The sequence below is a fragment of the Streptomyces sp. GD-15H genome (assembly GCF_045291515.1).
GTDB lineage: Bacteria > Actinomycetota > Actinomycetes > Streptomycetales > Streptomycetaceae > Streptomyces.
The window spans coordinates 4087644-4100517 of sequence record NZ_CP149447.1 but is presented as its reverse complement, the minus strand read 5'-3'; the positions used below and the strand labels follow the sequence as shown (position 1 = coordinate 4100517).

Genomic DNA, 12874 nt, shown 5'->3' with positions numbered 1-12874 from the left:
GCCTCGCCGACCCTCCCGTCGCCGCCTTGAGTGGAATAGACTCAAGTTTGTGTACGCTGACCGAGTCAGCCATGAAGGCCGCTGTACGGTCATCGCAAGGAGGAGAACGCGAACGTGGACGCCGAGCTGACCAACCGGAGCCGGGACGCGATCAACGCCGCCGGAAACCGGGCCGTAACCGAGGGGCACCCCGACCTCACCCCCACCCATCTGCTGCTTGCCCTGCTCCAGGGGCAGGACAACGAGAACATCACGGACCTGCTCGCCGCGGTCGACGCCGACCAGGCGGCCGTACGCGCCGGAGCCGAACGCGTCCTCGCCGGCCTGCCGAGCGTCACCGGGTCCACCGTCGCGCCGCCCCAGCCGAACCGCGAACTGCTCGCCGTCATCGCCGACGCCCAGTCCCGCGCGCGTGACCTGGGGGACGAGTACCTCTCCACCGAGCACCTGCTGCTCGGCATCGCCGCGAAGGGCGGCGCCGCCGGCGAGGTGCTGACGGGGCAGGGTGCCACCGCGAAGAAGTTGCAGGATGCCTTCCAGCAGGCGAGAGGAGCACGCCGGGTGACGACAGCCGACCCGGAGGGCCAGTACAAGGCCCTGGAGAAGTTCGGAACCGACCTCACGGAAGCCGCCCGCGAGGGCAGGCTCGACCCGGTCATCGGACGGGACCAGGAGATCCGGCGGGTCGTGCAGGTGCTGTCCCGCCGCACCAAGAACAACCCCGTACTCATCGGTGAGCCCGGCGTCGGAAAGACGGCCGTCGTCGAGGGGCTCGCCCAGCGGATCCTCAAGGGCGACGTGCCCGAGTCGCTGAAGGACAAGCGGCTCGTCGCGCTCGACCTGGGGGCGATGGTCGCCGGGGCCAAGTACCGCGGCGAGTTCGAGGAGCGGCTGAAGACCGTCCTCGCGGAGATCAAGGAATCCGACGGGCAGATCATCACCTTCATCGACGAGCTGCACACGGTGGTCGGAGCCGGGCCGGCGGGGACTCCGCCATGGACGCCGGGAACATGCTCAAGCCGATGCTCGCCCGCGGTGAGCTGCGCATGGTCGGCGCCACCACCCTCGACGAGTACCGCGAGCGCATCGAGAAGGACCCGGCGCTCGAACGGCGCTTCCAGCAGGTGCTGGTCGCCGAACCGTCCGTCGAGGACTCCATCGCCATCCTGCGCGGCCTGAAGGGCCGCTACGAGGCCCATCACAAGGTGCAGATCGCCGACAGCGCCCTGGTGGCGGCGGCGACCCTCTCCGACCGCTACATCACTTCCCGCTTCCTGCCCGACAAGGCCATCGACCTCGTCGACGAGGCCGCCTCCCGGCTGCGCATGGAGATCGACTCCTCGCCCGTCGAGATCGACGAGCTCCAGCGCGCCGTCGACCGGTTGAGGATGGAGGAACTGGCCCTCGGCAAGGAGACCGACCCGGCCTCCCGCGAGCGCCTGGAGAAGCTGCGCCGCGACCTCGCCGACAAGGAGGAGGAGCTGCGCGGCCTCAACGCCCGCTGGGAGAAGGAGAAGCAGTCCCTCAACCGCGTCGGCGAGCTGAAGGAGAGGCTCGACGAACTGCGCGGCCAGGCCGAACGCGCCCAGCGCGACGGTGACTTCGACACCGCCTCCAAGCTGCTCTACGGCGAGATCCCGGCCCTGGAGCGCGACCTGGAGGCCGCCTCCGAGGCCGAGGAGGAGGCCGCCAAGGACACCATGGTCAAGGAGGAGGTCGGCGCCGACGACATCGCCGACGTCGTCGCCTCCTGGACCGGCATCCCGGCCGGCCGCCTGATGGAGGGCGAGACGCAGAAGCTGCTGCGCATGGAGGAGGAGCTGGGCAAGCGGCTCATCGGCCAGCTCGAGGCCGTACGGGCGGTGTCCGACGCCGTACGCCGCAGCCGCGCCGGAATCGCCGACCCGGACCGCCCCACCGGCTCCTTCCTCTTCCTCGGCCCCACCGGCGTCGGCAAGACCGAACTGGCCAAGGCGCTCGCCGACTTCCTCTTCGACGACGAGCGGGCGATGGTCCGCATCGACATGTCGGAGTACAGCGAGAAGCACAGCGTGGCCCGCCTGGTCGGCGCCCCGCCCGGCTACGTCGGCTACGAGGAGGGCGGCCAGCTCACCGAGGCCGTGCGACGGCGGCCGTACAGCGTGATCCTCCTCGACGAGGTGGAGAAGGCCCACCCCGAGGTCTTCGACATCCTGCTCCAGGTCCTCGACGACGGCCGGCTCACCGACGGCCAGGGCCGCACGGTCGACTTCCGCAACACGATCCTGGTGCTCACGTCCAACCTGGGCAGCCAGTTCCTGGTCGACCCGATCAGCACCGAGGAGCAGAAGAAGGAACAGGTGCTGGAGGTCGTACGGTCCTCCTTCAAGCCGGAGTTCCTCAACCGGCTCGACGACCTGGTCGTCTTCTCCGCGCTGACCAAGGCCGAGCTGGAACGCATCGCCGCGCTGCAGCTCGACCGGCTGGCCCAGCGCCTCGCCGAACGCCGGCTCACCCTGGACGTCACCCCCGAGGCGCTGGCCTGGCTGGCGGAGGAGGGCATGGACCCGGCCTACGGCGCCCGTCCGCTGCGCCGTCTGGTGCAGACCGCCATCGGGGACCGGCTCGCCAAGGAGATCCTCTCCGGCGAGATCAAGGACGGCGACACGGTCCGCGTGGACCGCTCCGGCGCGGGCCTCCTGGTGGGCCCGGCGGCGGGCAAGACGCTGTAGTGGTCCAAGGGCCCGGTCTCCATGGTCGACGAAATGTGGTCATGGAGACCGGACCGCGGCGAAAGCCCATCGGCCAGGCAGGTTGCCCGGCACGGGCCAAGAGAGAGAGGGTGGGGAATACGTCTGGTCCCACATCCACGGCCGGACGCCAGACGACCGCAGGAGTGTCCCAGCATGTCCATCGACCCGTCCTCGATTCCCAATTTCGGGGGCCAGCCCGAGCCGCAGCCCCAAGGACCGGCGGGCCCCGTCGTCCCGGATCAGGACCTCGTGAAGCAGCTCCTCGACCAGATGGAGCTCAAGTACGTCGTCGACGACGAGGGTGACCTCGCGGCGCCGTGGGAGCAGTTCCGCACCTACTTCATGTTCCGTGGGGAGGACGACCAGCAGATCTTCTCCGTGCGGACCTTCTACGACCGCCCGCACCAGATCGAGGAGAAGCAGCAGCTGCTCGAGTCGATCGACGACTGGAACCGTCGCACCCTGTGGCCCAAGGTCTACACCCACACCCACGACGACGGCACCGTCCGTCTCATCGGTGAGGCGCAGATGCTCATCGGCATGGGCGTCAGCCTGGAGCACTTCGTCTCCTCGACGGTCAGCTGGGTGCGGGCCGCGATCGAGTTCGACAAGTGGCTCGTCGAGCAGCTGGGCCTGGAGCAGGAGATCAACGACGCGGAGAAGCCCGACGACGAGTAGGGAGCCCTTTTCCCGCGCGTACGCGTGAAGGAGCCCGGCCCGGAACCGACCTCGAGGTCGCGCCCGGAACCGGGCTCCTTCGTGCTCAGGCCCGCTCAGCCGCCTTCAGCCGCCGCCCCGCCTCCTCCAACACGCCCTTCTGCTTGCAGAAGGGCGTGTTGGAGGAGGCGGGGCGCCGGCCTCCCTGTGGTCGTAGAAGACCGAGGTGGGGATGGCGACGACGCCGGCGCGTTCCGGCAGGGCGAGGCAGAAGGCTTCGCCGTCGGTCTCGCCCAGGGGACGGATGTCGGCGGTGATGAAGTACGTGCCCGCCGGCCGGAACACCCCGAAGCCCGCCTCCGTCAGGCCCGCCGCCAGCAGGTCCCGCTTGGCCCGCAGGTCCGCGCGGAACGCGGTGTAGTACGACTCCGGCAGCGCGAGTGCCTCGGCGATCGCGTACTGGAACGGGCCCGCGGAGACGTAGGTCAGGTACTGCTTGGCCGAGCGGACCGCCGTCACCAGGTCGGGCGGTCCCGTCACCCAGCCGACTCGTCGTTCGTACACCTACTTGCCTGCGGCGCGGGTCAGGTTGCGAGGAGGGCGGTCAGGACGACGGCAGGGTCGGCGTCGGGTGGTCCGGCCGGCCACCAGGTGCCTCGGTCCTTGGTGTACGGGTACCACAGTCCGTCGCGGCCCAGCCGCAGTTGGCTGTCGCGGCCCTCGACGGTCCAGCGGTTGCGCCAGGAGCGGAGCCGGGGTGGTCTGCCGTCGGCCCAGTCCGCGCGCAGCGCCTCGCGGGCGCGTTCCAGGCGGGAGGCGGGTGGGTTCCAGGGGCTTTCCAGCACGTCCAGGGATGCTGCGCCGCCGTGTCGCCACGCACGGGTGGCGGCTGCGAGTTCGCCGGGGGTGCGGCCGCAGTTCGAGGCGATCCTGGCGAAGACGTCCGTGGTGGGGTGAGTGGCGGCGAGGCGGACGGCGTCCTGCCATTCGGTGAGCGGGGCGGGTGGGGCGGTATCGGCGTGCCGTGTGCCGAGAGCTCCGGCGAGGAGGTGATGGGCACGCGTCGCGGTGTCGACGGCGAGCAGTTCCAGGGCGGCCGGGTCCACACCGGGCTCCGGGACGGCGGAATCCACCAGCGCGGGGCCGCGGCCGGGCCGATCGGGGAGCGGCGGCGGGCCGGGCAGGGGCGGTAGCGCGGTACGGGAGGCGAAGGCGGGCCCGGCTGGATCACCGGGCCGGGCCGGGAGCGCGGCCGGAGCCGCGCCTGCGGTCGCTGCGGACGCGGCGGCTTCGGCGGAGGCACGGGCGGTGTTGCGGCGGCCGAGCTCGTCCATCAGCTCCCGCTCGCCGCGACCCCGCAGGAGCAGCAGCACGAAGGGGTCGCGATCCAGGAGCCGGGCGACCTGGTAGCAGAGGGCGGCGGCGTGTTTGCAGGGGTAGCCCCAGTCGGGGCAGCTGCACTCGGGGTCGAGGTCCCGGGGGCCGGGCAGCAGCGGGACGCCGGCGGCTGCGGCGTCGTCGGCGAGCCCGGTGGGCATCTCGCCGTCCAGCAGCGCGGCGATGTTGGCGGCCCGCTCGGCGATCATGTCGAGCAACTGGTCCCACTGCCGGTCCGTCAGCCGCTCGACCTGGACCGTGGAGCGGTACGGGGTGCGGCGGCTGCCCTGCACCGGGGCGGCGGCCGAGCCGGGGGCGACGGTGACCGGTCCGACCGCGCCGCCGCGCGCGTAGGTCCGGCCGCGCGAAAGGCGGCCGGAGTCCAGGGAGGACTCCTCCAGGGAGCGTAGCCATTCGCGGCCCCACCAGGACTCGGCGAAGGGTGCACGGCTGCCCTTGGCCGACGGGAGTGCCTCGAAGGTACGGGCGGCCGACTTGCCCGGCCGGCTACGCCTGGTCATCGTCCCGTCCTTCGCAGTGTGACCAGTTCGGCCAGTTCGCTGTCGCTCAGTTCGCTGAACGCCGCCTCGCCCGAGCCGAGCACCGAGTCGGCCAGTTCCCGCTTCTGCCGGAGCATCTCGGCGACCCGGTCCTCCACAGTGCCCTCGGCGATCAGCTTGTGCACCTGGACCGGCTGGGTCTGTCCGATCCGGTAGGCGCGGTCGGTGGCCTGGTCCTCCACGGCCGGGTTCCACCAGCGGTCGTAGTGGACGACGTGTCCGGCCCGGGTCAGGTTCAGACCGGTCCCGGCGGCTTTGAGGGACAGCAGGAACACCTTCTTCTCGCCGCTCTGGAAGGCGTCGACCATCTCCTCGCGGCGTTTGACCGTGGTGCCTCCGTGCAGGAACAGGGTGTCCACGCCGCGGTCGGCCAGGTGGCGCTCGATCAGCGCGCCCATGGCCACGTACTGGGTGAAGACCAGGGCCGACCCGTCCTCGGCCAGGACGGTGTCCAGGAGTTCGTCCAGGAGTTCCAGTTTCCCCGAGCGGCCCGGGAGCTTGACGCCCGCTGGTTCCTTCAGGAACTGCGCGGGGTGGTTGCAGATCTGCTTCAGGCCGGTGAGGAGCTTCATCACCAGGCCGCGCCGGGCGATGCCCTGCTTCTCCTCGATCTCGGCCATGAGCTCGCGTACCAGCGCCTCGTACAGCGAGACCTGTTCTTTCGTCAGGGACACCGGCTGGTCGGTCTCGGTCTTGGGCGGCAGTTCGGGCGCGATGCCGGGGTCGGCCTTGCGCCGGCGCAGCAGGAAAGGGCGGACCAGCGCGGCCAGCCGCCGGGCGGCCTGTTCGTCGCGGTCGCCCTCGACGGCCGTGGCGTAGCGGTCACGGAAGGAGGTGAGCGTGCCGAGCAGGCCGGGAGTGGTCCAGTCGAGCAGTGACCACAGTTCGGACAGGTTGTTCTCGACCGGGGTGCCGGTCAGCGCGACCCGCCCCCGCGAGGGGATCCGGCGCAGGGCCCGGGCGGTGAGCGCGTGCGGGTTCTTGACGTGCTGGGCCTCGTCGGCGACGAGCAGACCCCAGGGCTGCCCGGTGAGGCGTTCGGCGTCGCGGCGCATGGTCCCGTAGGTGGTCAGGACGAAGCCGCCGTCCGCTCCGCCGCCGAGGCCGGCCAGGTCGCGGCCGGGGCCGTGGAAGCGGCGCACCGGGGTGGCCGGCGCGAAGCGCTGGATCTCGCGCTCCCAGTTGCCGAGCAGCGAGGCGGGGCAGACCACCAGGGTGGGGCCGGCGGTGGTTTTCCGTTCCTGGCGACGCAGATGGAGAGCGATCAGAGTGACGGTCTTGCCCAGGCCCATGTCGTCGGCGAGGCAGCCGCCCAGGCCGAGCGAGGTCATCCGATGCAGCCAGTTCAGGCCGCGCAGCTGGTAGTCGCGCAGCGTCGCGGCCAGGGCTTTCGGCGGCCCCTGGGGCTCGCGCGCGGCGCGCTCCTCGGGGGCGGCGATCCGGGAGCGCAGCTCCTCCAGTACGCCGCTCGCAGTGACCGCCACCTGTTCGCCGTCCACCTCGACGCTGCCGGTCAGCGCGGCGCCCAAGGCGTCGATGGGGGTGAGCGAGGTCGTCCTGGACTGCGCGGCCCGTCGCAGCCGACGGACCAACTCCGGGTCCACGACCACCCACTGGTCGCGCAGCCGCACGATCGGCCGGTGCGCCTGGACCAGCCGTTCCAGCTCCTCCTCCGTGAGCTCCTGGTCCCCGAGAGCGACCCGCCAGCGGAAGTCCAGCAGGCCGCCGGAGGACAGGAAGGACGCGGCCGAGGACTGCGTCCCCTGGCGGCGTACGGGTTCCAGGACGCCGGAAGCGGTCAGCTCGCGTACCAGCTCCTTGGGCCAGTGCACGGCGACGCCGGCGGCGGCAAGGCTTTCGGCCGCGTCGCCCAGCAGCGACTGGGCCTCCTCGTCGGACAGCTCCAGACCGGCCGGGGCGGCGGAGTCCAGCATCCGGCCGGCCGGGGGCCAGGCACGGGCGGCCCGGCGCAGCGTCAGCAGCGTGTCCACCTTGGCCCGTGGACCGAACAGTTCGGGGGCGGTGGCCCTGCCGGACCACAGGTCCGCGGCGTCGGCGAGCACCGTGGGATCGGCCAGGCTGCGCAGTTGGACCACGGCTCGGAAGGAGTCCGCGCGGCCCAGTTCCAGCCGCAGCGACACCGCCAGACCCGCGTCGCGGCCGGCGGCGACCTCCGCCGCCCAGCCTCGCTGCTCGGGCACGGACTGCGGAGCTCGGACCGCGAACGCCGGTCCGCCGGTCACCTGGCGGGCGGCGGGAGGGCGGGCGAGGGAATCGGCCACGGCGTCCAGGAAGGCCCGCAGCAGCGGCTCGGCCGCCGGAAGCGTGAGGGGGGAGAGCCCGGGAACCGCGACCGCGCGGGCCCAGGGAGGTATGGCGGCGGCCAGGGAAGCCAGCCGCTCGTGGTCCTCGGTGTCCAGCGGGCCGATCCGCCACGCGTCGAATCCTTCCGGCAACACCCCGGGCAGCATCCGGCCCCGGGCGAGCAGCCGCAATCCCAGCAGGGCCGCTGTGCCCCAGAACGCGGTACCGGCCGACGCCCGCCCACTGCCGTCCGCACCGAGTGCCCGGCAGCGGGTCAACAGCGGCAGCGCCTGCTCCACCGGCAGCAACACGGCGACCACCCGCGCCCGGCGCACGGATGAACCGTGCGGGCGAACCACGGTGAGTTCCTCGGGTTCCACCCCTAGGTCCGGCGGCTCACTCCCGGGCGTCCAGAACGCCATCCGGCCCATCCGGGGCGGATCCGCGGGAAGGAACACCGCCTCGCCCCGGGCGAGCTCCGGCAGCCAGGCGACCATCCGTTCCCAGTCCGGAGCTGTCGACTCTTGCTCCGCCGACGGGTAAACTTTCGCCACTACGCCCACTCCTGGCACAGGCTCCTGCAACTGTTTCGGGAGGGCGCAGGTCACCCGCGAGCCCTCGGCGGGTCAAGGCTATCCCCGCAGACGGGCAGCGCGTGCCAGAAGTGCTTCGCTCACTCGGCGCAGTGCGGGAAGATGTCACCGGCACCCAGCAGAGACGGCCGCGACACCTTTGCGGTTGTGGCCTCTCATCGGTGCCGGAATCCGTCTCCGCCTTGAGGGAACCCTTCGCCGTGACCGCCAAGCTCGTGCCGACCTACCAGTTGAAGATCGCTCTGCGAGACACCAGCCCGCCGATCTGGCGCCGGGTCACCCTGCCCGCCGACACCTCGCTCGGCTGTCTGCACGACATCATCCAGGCATGCTTCGGCTGGGACGACTCGCACCTGCATTCCTTCACCGAACCTTCCTCCGGCCGCCAATTCGTCGACTTCGACGGCCCGTTGGACCACGATCCTTTCCGCGACGCCGACGAGGAGTCCGTGACCGTGGCCGAGGTACTGCCCTACGAAGGCGGTCGGCTGGAGTACACCTACGACTTCGGCGACGACTGGCGGCACCGGATCACCCTGGAGAAGACCCTCCCCGCGTCCACCCCCGACCGACGCGTCCGCTGCACCGGTGGACGCCGTGCCATGCCCTGTGCCGAGGACACCGGCGGCGCCTGGGGGCTGCAGGCCGTACTCGACGCCGTCGTGGACCGTGGCGCACCGGCCCCCGAGCCATGGACCGACCTGGTCGAAACCCTGCGCGAGGAGGGGTTCGACCCCGCCTGCTTCGACCGTGACGCCCTGGACCGGAAACTGGCCGAACTGGACCCGCGGCCGCCCACGGCCACCCCCGCACCGCGGGGAAGCTCGGCCCGGCCGAAGCCGCCTCCAGCGGGCGGCGCTGTTCCTGCGGCGAGGTACACGACGACGAGTACGACGAGGACCTCGCCGTGGAGTCCGTCCCGGTGCGACCCGTCTCCCTGGCACCGCGCGCGGAGCTCGCCGCAGCCGCCCGGAAGGTACCGCTGATCGCCTCCGCGCTCCGCCTGGCCCACTGGTGCCGGAGCGGACGAGCCGTCACGTCCCGGGATGTGCTCAAGCCCGCACTGGGCCGCCTGGCCGTCCAGGAACTCGAGCTGTGGGCCCAGGACGACGAGCTGGGAGCACTGCGGCCCGCGGAGCGCGACGAGCGGCTGGCCCGCCTGCGCAGCTCCGGCGACCTGCCCTGCCTGGACGGCCCCTGGCAGCTCGCTCTGTACGCGGGCCTGGTGGAGATCAGCGCAGGCACCGCCCGTCCCGGTGCCGACCTGCCTGCCACCGCGGGGGACGAGGGAGTGCTGAAGACCTGGTGCCAGGCCCTCGAGGACGAACTCGACGCCCTGAACGAGTTCGAAAACCTCGGTCTGCCTCCGTGGCTGCCGGCCGCGCTGGGCATGCAGGACGAGGACGGAGACGGCTTGGCAGCGGTGGTGCTGCGGGCACTGTACGAGGTTCCCGACGGCGAATGGCTGGACCCGGCGCTGCTCGTCGGCGCACTCCGCGAGGGCCTCCCGAAGCAGGAGGCACGACTGGTCGAGCTGTTCCTCCTGCAGATCCTCGAGCAGGCGGCCCTCATCCTCGCCGAGTACCAGGCAGCGGAGGTCGAGACCGGCCCGGAGACGAGCCGGCAGCGCGAACACACCCTCCTCGGCATCCTCGGCATCGAGGCGAGCACCGAAGACAGCGACGGCACCCCGCCCGCCGGGGCACGGCTCAGGCTCACACCACTGGGACGCCACGGACTGCGCGAGTACCTGCTCGCCGAGGGATACCAGGCTCCGCTGATCGGCGAACTGGCCGACGCCGACGCCCCGACGCTGCTGGACGCCCTGCTCGACTACGACCAGGACGCCGCCCACGCCGAGATCACCGGATGGATCAGCCATCGGGGCCAGGGCCCGGCCGCTGTCCAGCTCATCGACGCCTGCGCCGGGTTGGAAGCCGATGCGGCCCTCCGTCGCCTGGCCGCCCCGCCGGTGCTGGCAGAACTCGATGAGCCCAAGGCGCTCGCCGTCCTGCGTAAAGCTGCGGCCTCACGGGTCCCTGGCTGTGCCGAGACCGCGGCGATCGCGCTGGCCGGCCGTGGTGAGATCCCCGAGGGGCAGGGTCGGGAACTCCAACTGTGGGGGCTCGTGGACCATCTGTGGGGCCCGCTGGGCGTAGCGGACGAGGCACTTGCCGCGTTTCTGGACCAGGAGGAGGACTTGGTGCTGCCTCTCCTGGAGCAGGCCGCCGACGATCTGTGGCGCTGCGACCACCCCGCCACCGGGGCCGTCCTGGAAGCGGCAGGTCGACAGCTGAGGGATCGGGACAAGACGCTTGCCAAGCGGCTGCGCAGGTCTGCGACCAAAGTCGGATCCCAGCGCCGCCGATGAAGCCGGGCGCGCCGAGGAGGACCTGACCACCGTGTCCCTGTTGTGATCCGGTAAGGACCCAGAACCCAGCTCTCGTCCGTTGCCGACCTGTGTGGTTGCTGCGTGAGATGGCGTCCCGCCGGGTGGTGCAGCCAGCCAATGGACCGAAACCTGAAGCGCGCTTGCACCACCCGGCGGAACACGATCCTGCGTTGCCGACACCGGCAGGGGCTGTGCTGGACCCGTTTGAGTCCTGTCAGCTCTCGTAGTGGTAGCGGCACTGTGCGATCAGGACGCCGTCCTCGGTGGCCTTGTAGATCAGCCGGTGCTCGTCGTTGATGCGGCGCGACCAGTAGCCCTGGAATCCGTGTTTGAGCGGTTCCGGTTTGCCGATCCCCTCGTTGCCGTTCCGGGAAATATCCGCGATGAGCGTATTGATGCGCTTCAGGATCTTCCGGTCCTGAAGCTGCCACCACAGGTAGTCCTCCCAGGCGCGGGAGGAGAAGGTGATCTTCATTCGCGGCCGTTATTCGTCGGTCGCCAGCTCGCGCACGGTGCCGCCGCCGTTTTCCAGCTCGTCGATGGACGCGAGCAGGCGCCGGGCGTTCGCCGGGCTTCGCAGCAGGTACGCCGTCTCCTTCAGGGACTCGTAGTCCTCAAGGGAGACGATGACGACCGGGTCATGTCCCGCCCGGGTGATAACGACCTCTTCGCGGTCGTCGGTGACGGAGTTGAGTACCTCGGCGTACCGCGCGCGCGACTCGGAATACGTCATGGTCTTCACGATCGACCCTCCTTTCACGTACAGAAAATTGTACGTCGGTCCCTGTGGTGCGGCAAGCGCCGGAACGACGGCCGTGACCGGGCGGTCTCCAGCGCGAAAGTCCCGGGTGGGTGAGGCGCGGCAGACAACGAGTAGGGCTTTGTTAGGTCCTGTGGTGTGGTTCTGGTGTCGGTGCGGGCCGGCCGCATATCGAGCAGGCGCCGGCCCAGGTGGCCAGGAGGGCCTGGAGTTCGCGGAGGACCGCGTACAGGGTCAGGCCGGCGCAGGGACTTTTGGGTCGAGTCGCAGCAGGGTACAGAACGCCTGGGCGAGGGAGGCGAGGGTGGTGTGCCGGTGCCAGCCGGAGTAGTTGCGGCCCTCGAAGTGGTCCAGGCCCAGGCCGTCCTTGAGCTCGCGGTAGTCGTGCTCAACTCTCCAGCGGATCTTGGCGATCCGGACCAGGTCACGCAGCGGGGTGTCGGCAGGCAGGGTGGACAGCCAGTAGTCGGTGGGCTCGGCGGAGCCCGGTGGCCACTCGGCCAGCAGCCAGCACTCGGGCAGGGAGCCGTCGGCGAAGCGGCGGATGGTGCGGTTGGCGGGGCGGACCCGCAGCGCCAGGAAGCGCGAGCGCATCTCGGCGCGGGGGTTGTGCTTGCCGACCCTGCTGCCCTGGCGCCAGGTCACCGTCCGCACCACCGACCTTCCTGCATCCAGGGCGAGTTGGCGCAAGGTGGTGTGCGGCTGGGGGTAGGTCGGGACGGGTGGGCGACCCCGACCGGAGTACGGCGGGCGCTCGGGGACCGCGTCACCCGGGTAAGCGGTGGTGGTGCCCTTGACCGCCACGGCGTAGGCCAGGCCGCGCTCGGTCAGCCCCTCGCGAAAGCCGGTGGCATCCCCGTATCCCGCGTCGGCGACGACCGGCAGGTCCGGCAGTTCCCAGTCCCCGCGCACTTCGTCGAGCATGTCCAGGGCCAGGCGCCACTTCTCCCGGTGCCGCTCGGCCTCGGGGATGCCGGCCCTGGCACGTCGGTGCCGGATCGCCTCCGCCAGCAGCACATCGCCGGCGTGCTGGGCGTCGTCCCAGCTCTCGGGCAGGAACAGGCGCCAGTCGACGGCCGCCGAGGCGCGGTCGGACACCAGGTTGACGCTGACGCCGATCTGGCAGTTGCCGCGCTTGCCCAGCGCGCCGCAGTACATCCGGGCCACCCCCGGGGAGTCGTAGCCGTCCTTGGGGAAGCCCACGTCGTTCGATGGCGTACGCCTCCGGCGAGATGTGGGCGGCGGCCCAACGGGCCATCCGCTCACGGACCTTGACCCAGTCCCAGGTGGAGGAGGAGACGAACTGCTGGAGTTGCTGGTGGTCCACGCCCAGGCGTTCGGCCATCGGCTGCATCGACTTGCGCTTGCCGTCCAGCATCAGCCCACGCAGGTACAGCTCACCCTTGGCCCGCTGGTCCCGCCGCGGCAGCGAGCCCAGCATCTCGGCCGCGAACGCCTCCAGGCGCGGGCGGACCGTCTCCATCTCCTCCGGTGTCACA

At 71.2% G+C, this 12874-nt stretch carries 7 protein-coding genes and 3 pseudogenes; 4 read left to right on the top strand and 6 right to left on the bottom strand.

Annotated elements, in window-relative coordinates; all coding sequences use genetic code 11:
* Window positions 1-114 precede the first annotated feature (114 nt).
* Both clpB and WJ438_RS19140 read left to right on the top strand, forming a co-directional pair.
* Window positions 115-2711 (top strand): annotated as a pseudogene (clpB, locus tag WJ438_RS19145) (ATP-dependent chaperone ClpB).
* Between the two features lie 174 nt (window positions 2712-2885).
* Entirely contained in the window at window positions 2886-3410 is a 525-nt protein-coding gene (locus tag WJ438_RS19140) for a YbjN domain-containing protein (RefSeq protein ID WP_202279999.1), read from the top strand.
* A gap of 85 nt (window positions 3411-3495) precedes the next feature.
* Here the strand turns inward: WJ438_RS19140 and WJ438_RS19135 are convergent.
* From WJ438_RS19135 to WJ438_RS19125, 3 genes and pseudogenes are all read right to left on the bottom strand, one after another.
* Window positions 3496-3941 (bottom strand): annotated as a pseudogene (locus WJ438_RS19135) (aminotransferase class I/II-fold pyridoxal phosphate-dependent enzyme); the annotation flags it as partial.
* A 32-nt stretch (window positions 3942-3973) separates the two neighbouring features.
* Window positions 3974-5287: an SWIM zinc finger family protein gene (locus tag WJ438_RS19130; protein ID WP_406726333.1), complete on the bottom strand. Its 1314-nt coding sequence runs from the start codon at window positions 5285-5287 to the stop codon at window positions 3974-3976.
* A complete protein-coding gene (locus tag WJ438_RS19125) occupies window positions 5284-8127 on the bottom strand; it encodes a DEAD/DEAH box helicase (protein WP_406729736.1) in 2844 nt (947 codons plus the stop codon). Before WJ438_RS19125 ends, WJ438_RS19130 begins: the two co-directional genes overlap by 4 nt.
* A gap of 296 nt (window positions 8128-8423) precedes the next feature.
* Here WJ438_RS19125 and WJ438_RS19120 point away from each other — a divergent pair, with 296 nt between their 5' ends.
* Together WJ438_RS19120 and WJ438_RS19115 are read left to right on the top strand one after the other, a co-directional pair.
* Entirely contained in the window at window positions 8424-9209 is a 786-nt protein-coding gene (locus WJ438_RS19120) for a plasmid pRiA4b ORF-3 family protein (RefSeq protein WP_406726332.1), read from the top strand.
* On the top strand, window positions 9131-10594 hold the full coding sequence (locus tag WJ438_RS19115; protein WP_406726331.1) for a hypothetical protein: 1464 nt from the start codon (window positions 9131-9133) through the stop codon (window positions 10592-10594). The genes WJ438_RS19120 and WJ438_RS19115 overlap by 79 nt, the downstream gene beginning before the upstream one ends.
* A 235-nt stretch (window positions 10595-10829) precedes the next feature.
* Here the strand turns inward: WJ438_RS19115 and WJ438_RS19110 are convergent, their stop codons facing one another.
* The 3 genes and pseudogenes from WJ438_RS19110 to WJ438_RS19100 all read right to left on the bottom strand — a co-directional run bounded on the left by WJ438_RS19110 (window position 10830) and on the right by WJ438_RS19100 (window position 12873).
* Window positions 10830-11090 (bottom strand): Txe/YoeB family addiction module toxin, encoded by a 261-nt coding sequence (locus WJ438_RS19110; RefSeq protein ID WP_406726330.1) that lies wholly within the window; start codon window positions 11088-11090, stop codon window positions 10830-10832.
* Between the two features lie 9 nt (window positions 11091-11099).
* Window positions 11100-11357 (bottom strand): type II toxin-antitoxin system Phd/YefM family antitoxin, encoded by a 258-nt coding sequence (locus WJ438_RS19105; RefSeq protein ID WP_384989016.1) that lies wholly within the window; start codon window positions 11355-11357, stop codon window positions 11100-11102.
* Between the two features lie 252 nt (window positions 11358-11609).
* Window positions 11610-12873, bottom strand: a pseudogene (locus WJ438_RS19100) (IS701 family transposase).
* Between the last annotated feature and the right edge of the window lies 1 nt (window position 12874).

What these genes read in the sequence shown, in the direction of transcription:
- WJ438_RS19140 (WP_202279999.1), top strand. Translation starts at nt 2,886, where the DNA reads ATGTCCATCGACCCGTCCTCGATTCCCAATTTCGGGGGCCAGCCCGAG.
- WJ438_RS19130 (WP_406726333.1), bottom strand. Translation starts at nt 5,287, where the DNA reads ATGACCAGGCGTAGCCGGCCGGGCAAGTCGGCCGCCCGTACCTTCGAG.
- WJ438_RS19125 (WP_406729736.1), bottom strand. Translation starts at nt 8,127, where the DNA reads ATGGTCGCCTGGCTGCCGGAGCTCGCCCGGGGCGAGGCGGTGTTCCTT.
- WJ438_RS19110 (WP_406726330.1), bottom strand. Translation starts at nt 11,090, where the DNA reads ATGAAGATCACCTTCTCCTCCCGCGCCTGGGAGGACTACCTGTGGTGG.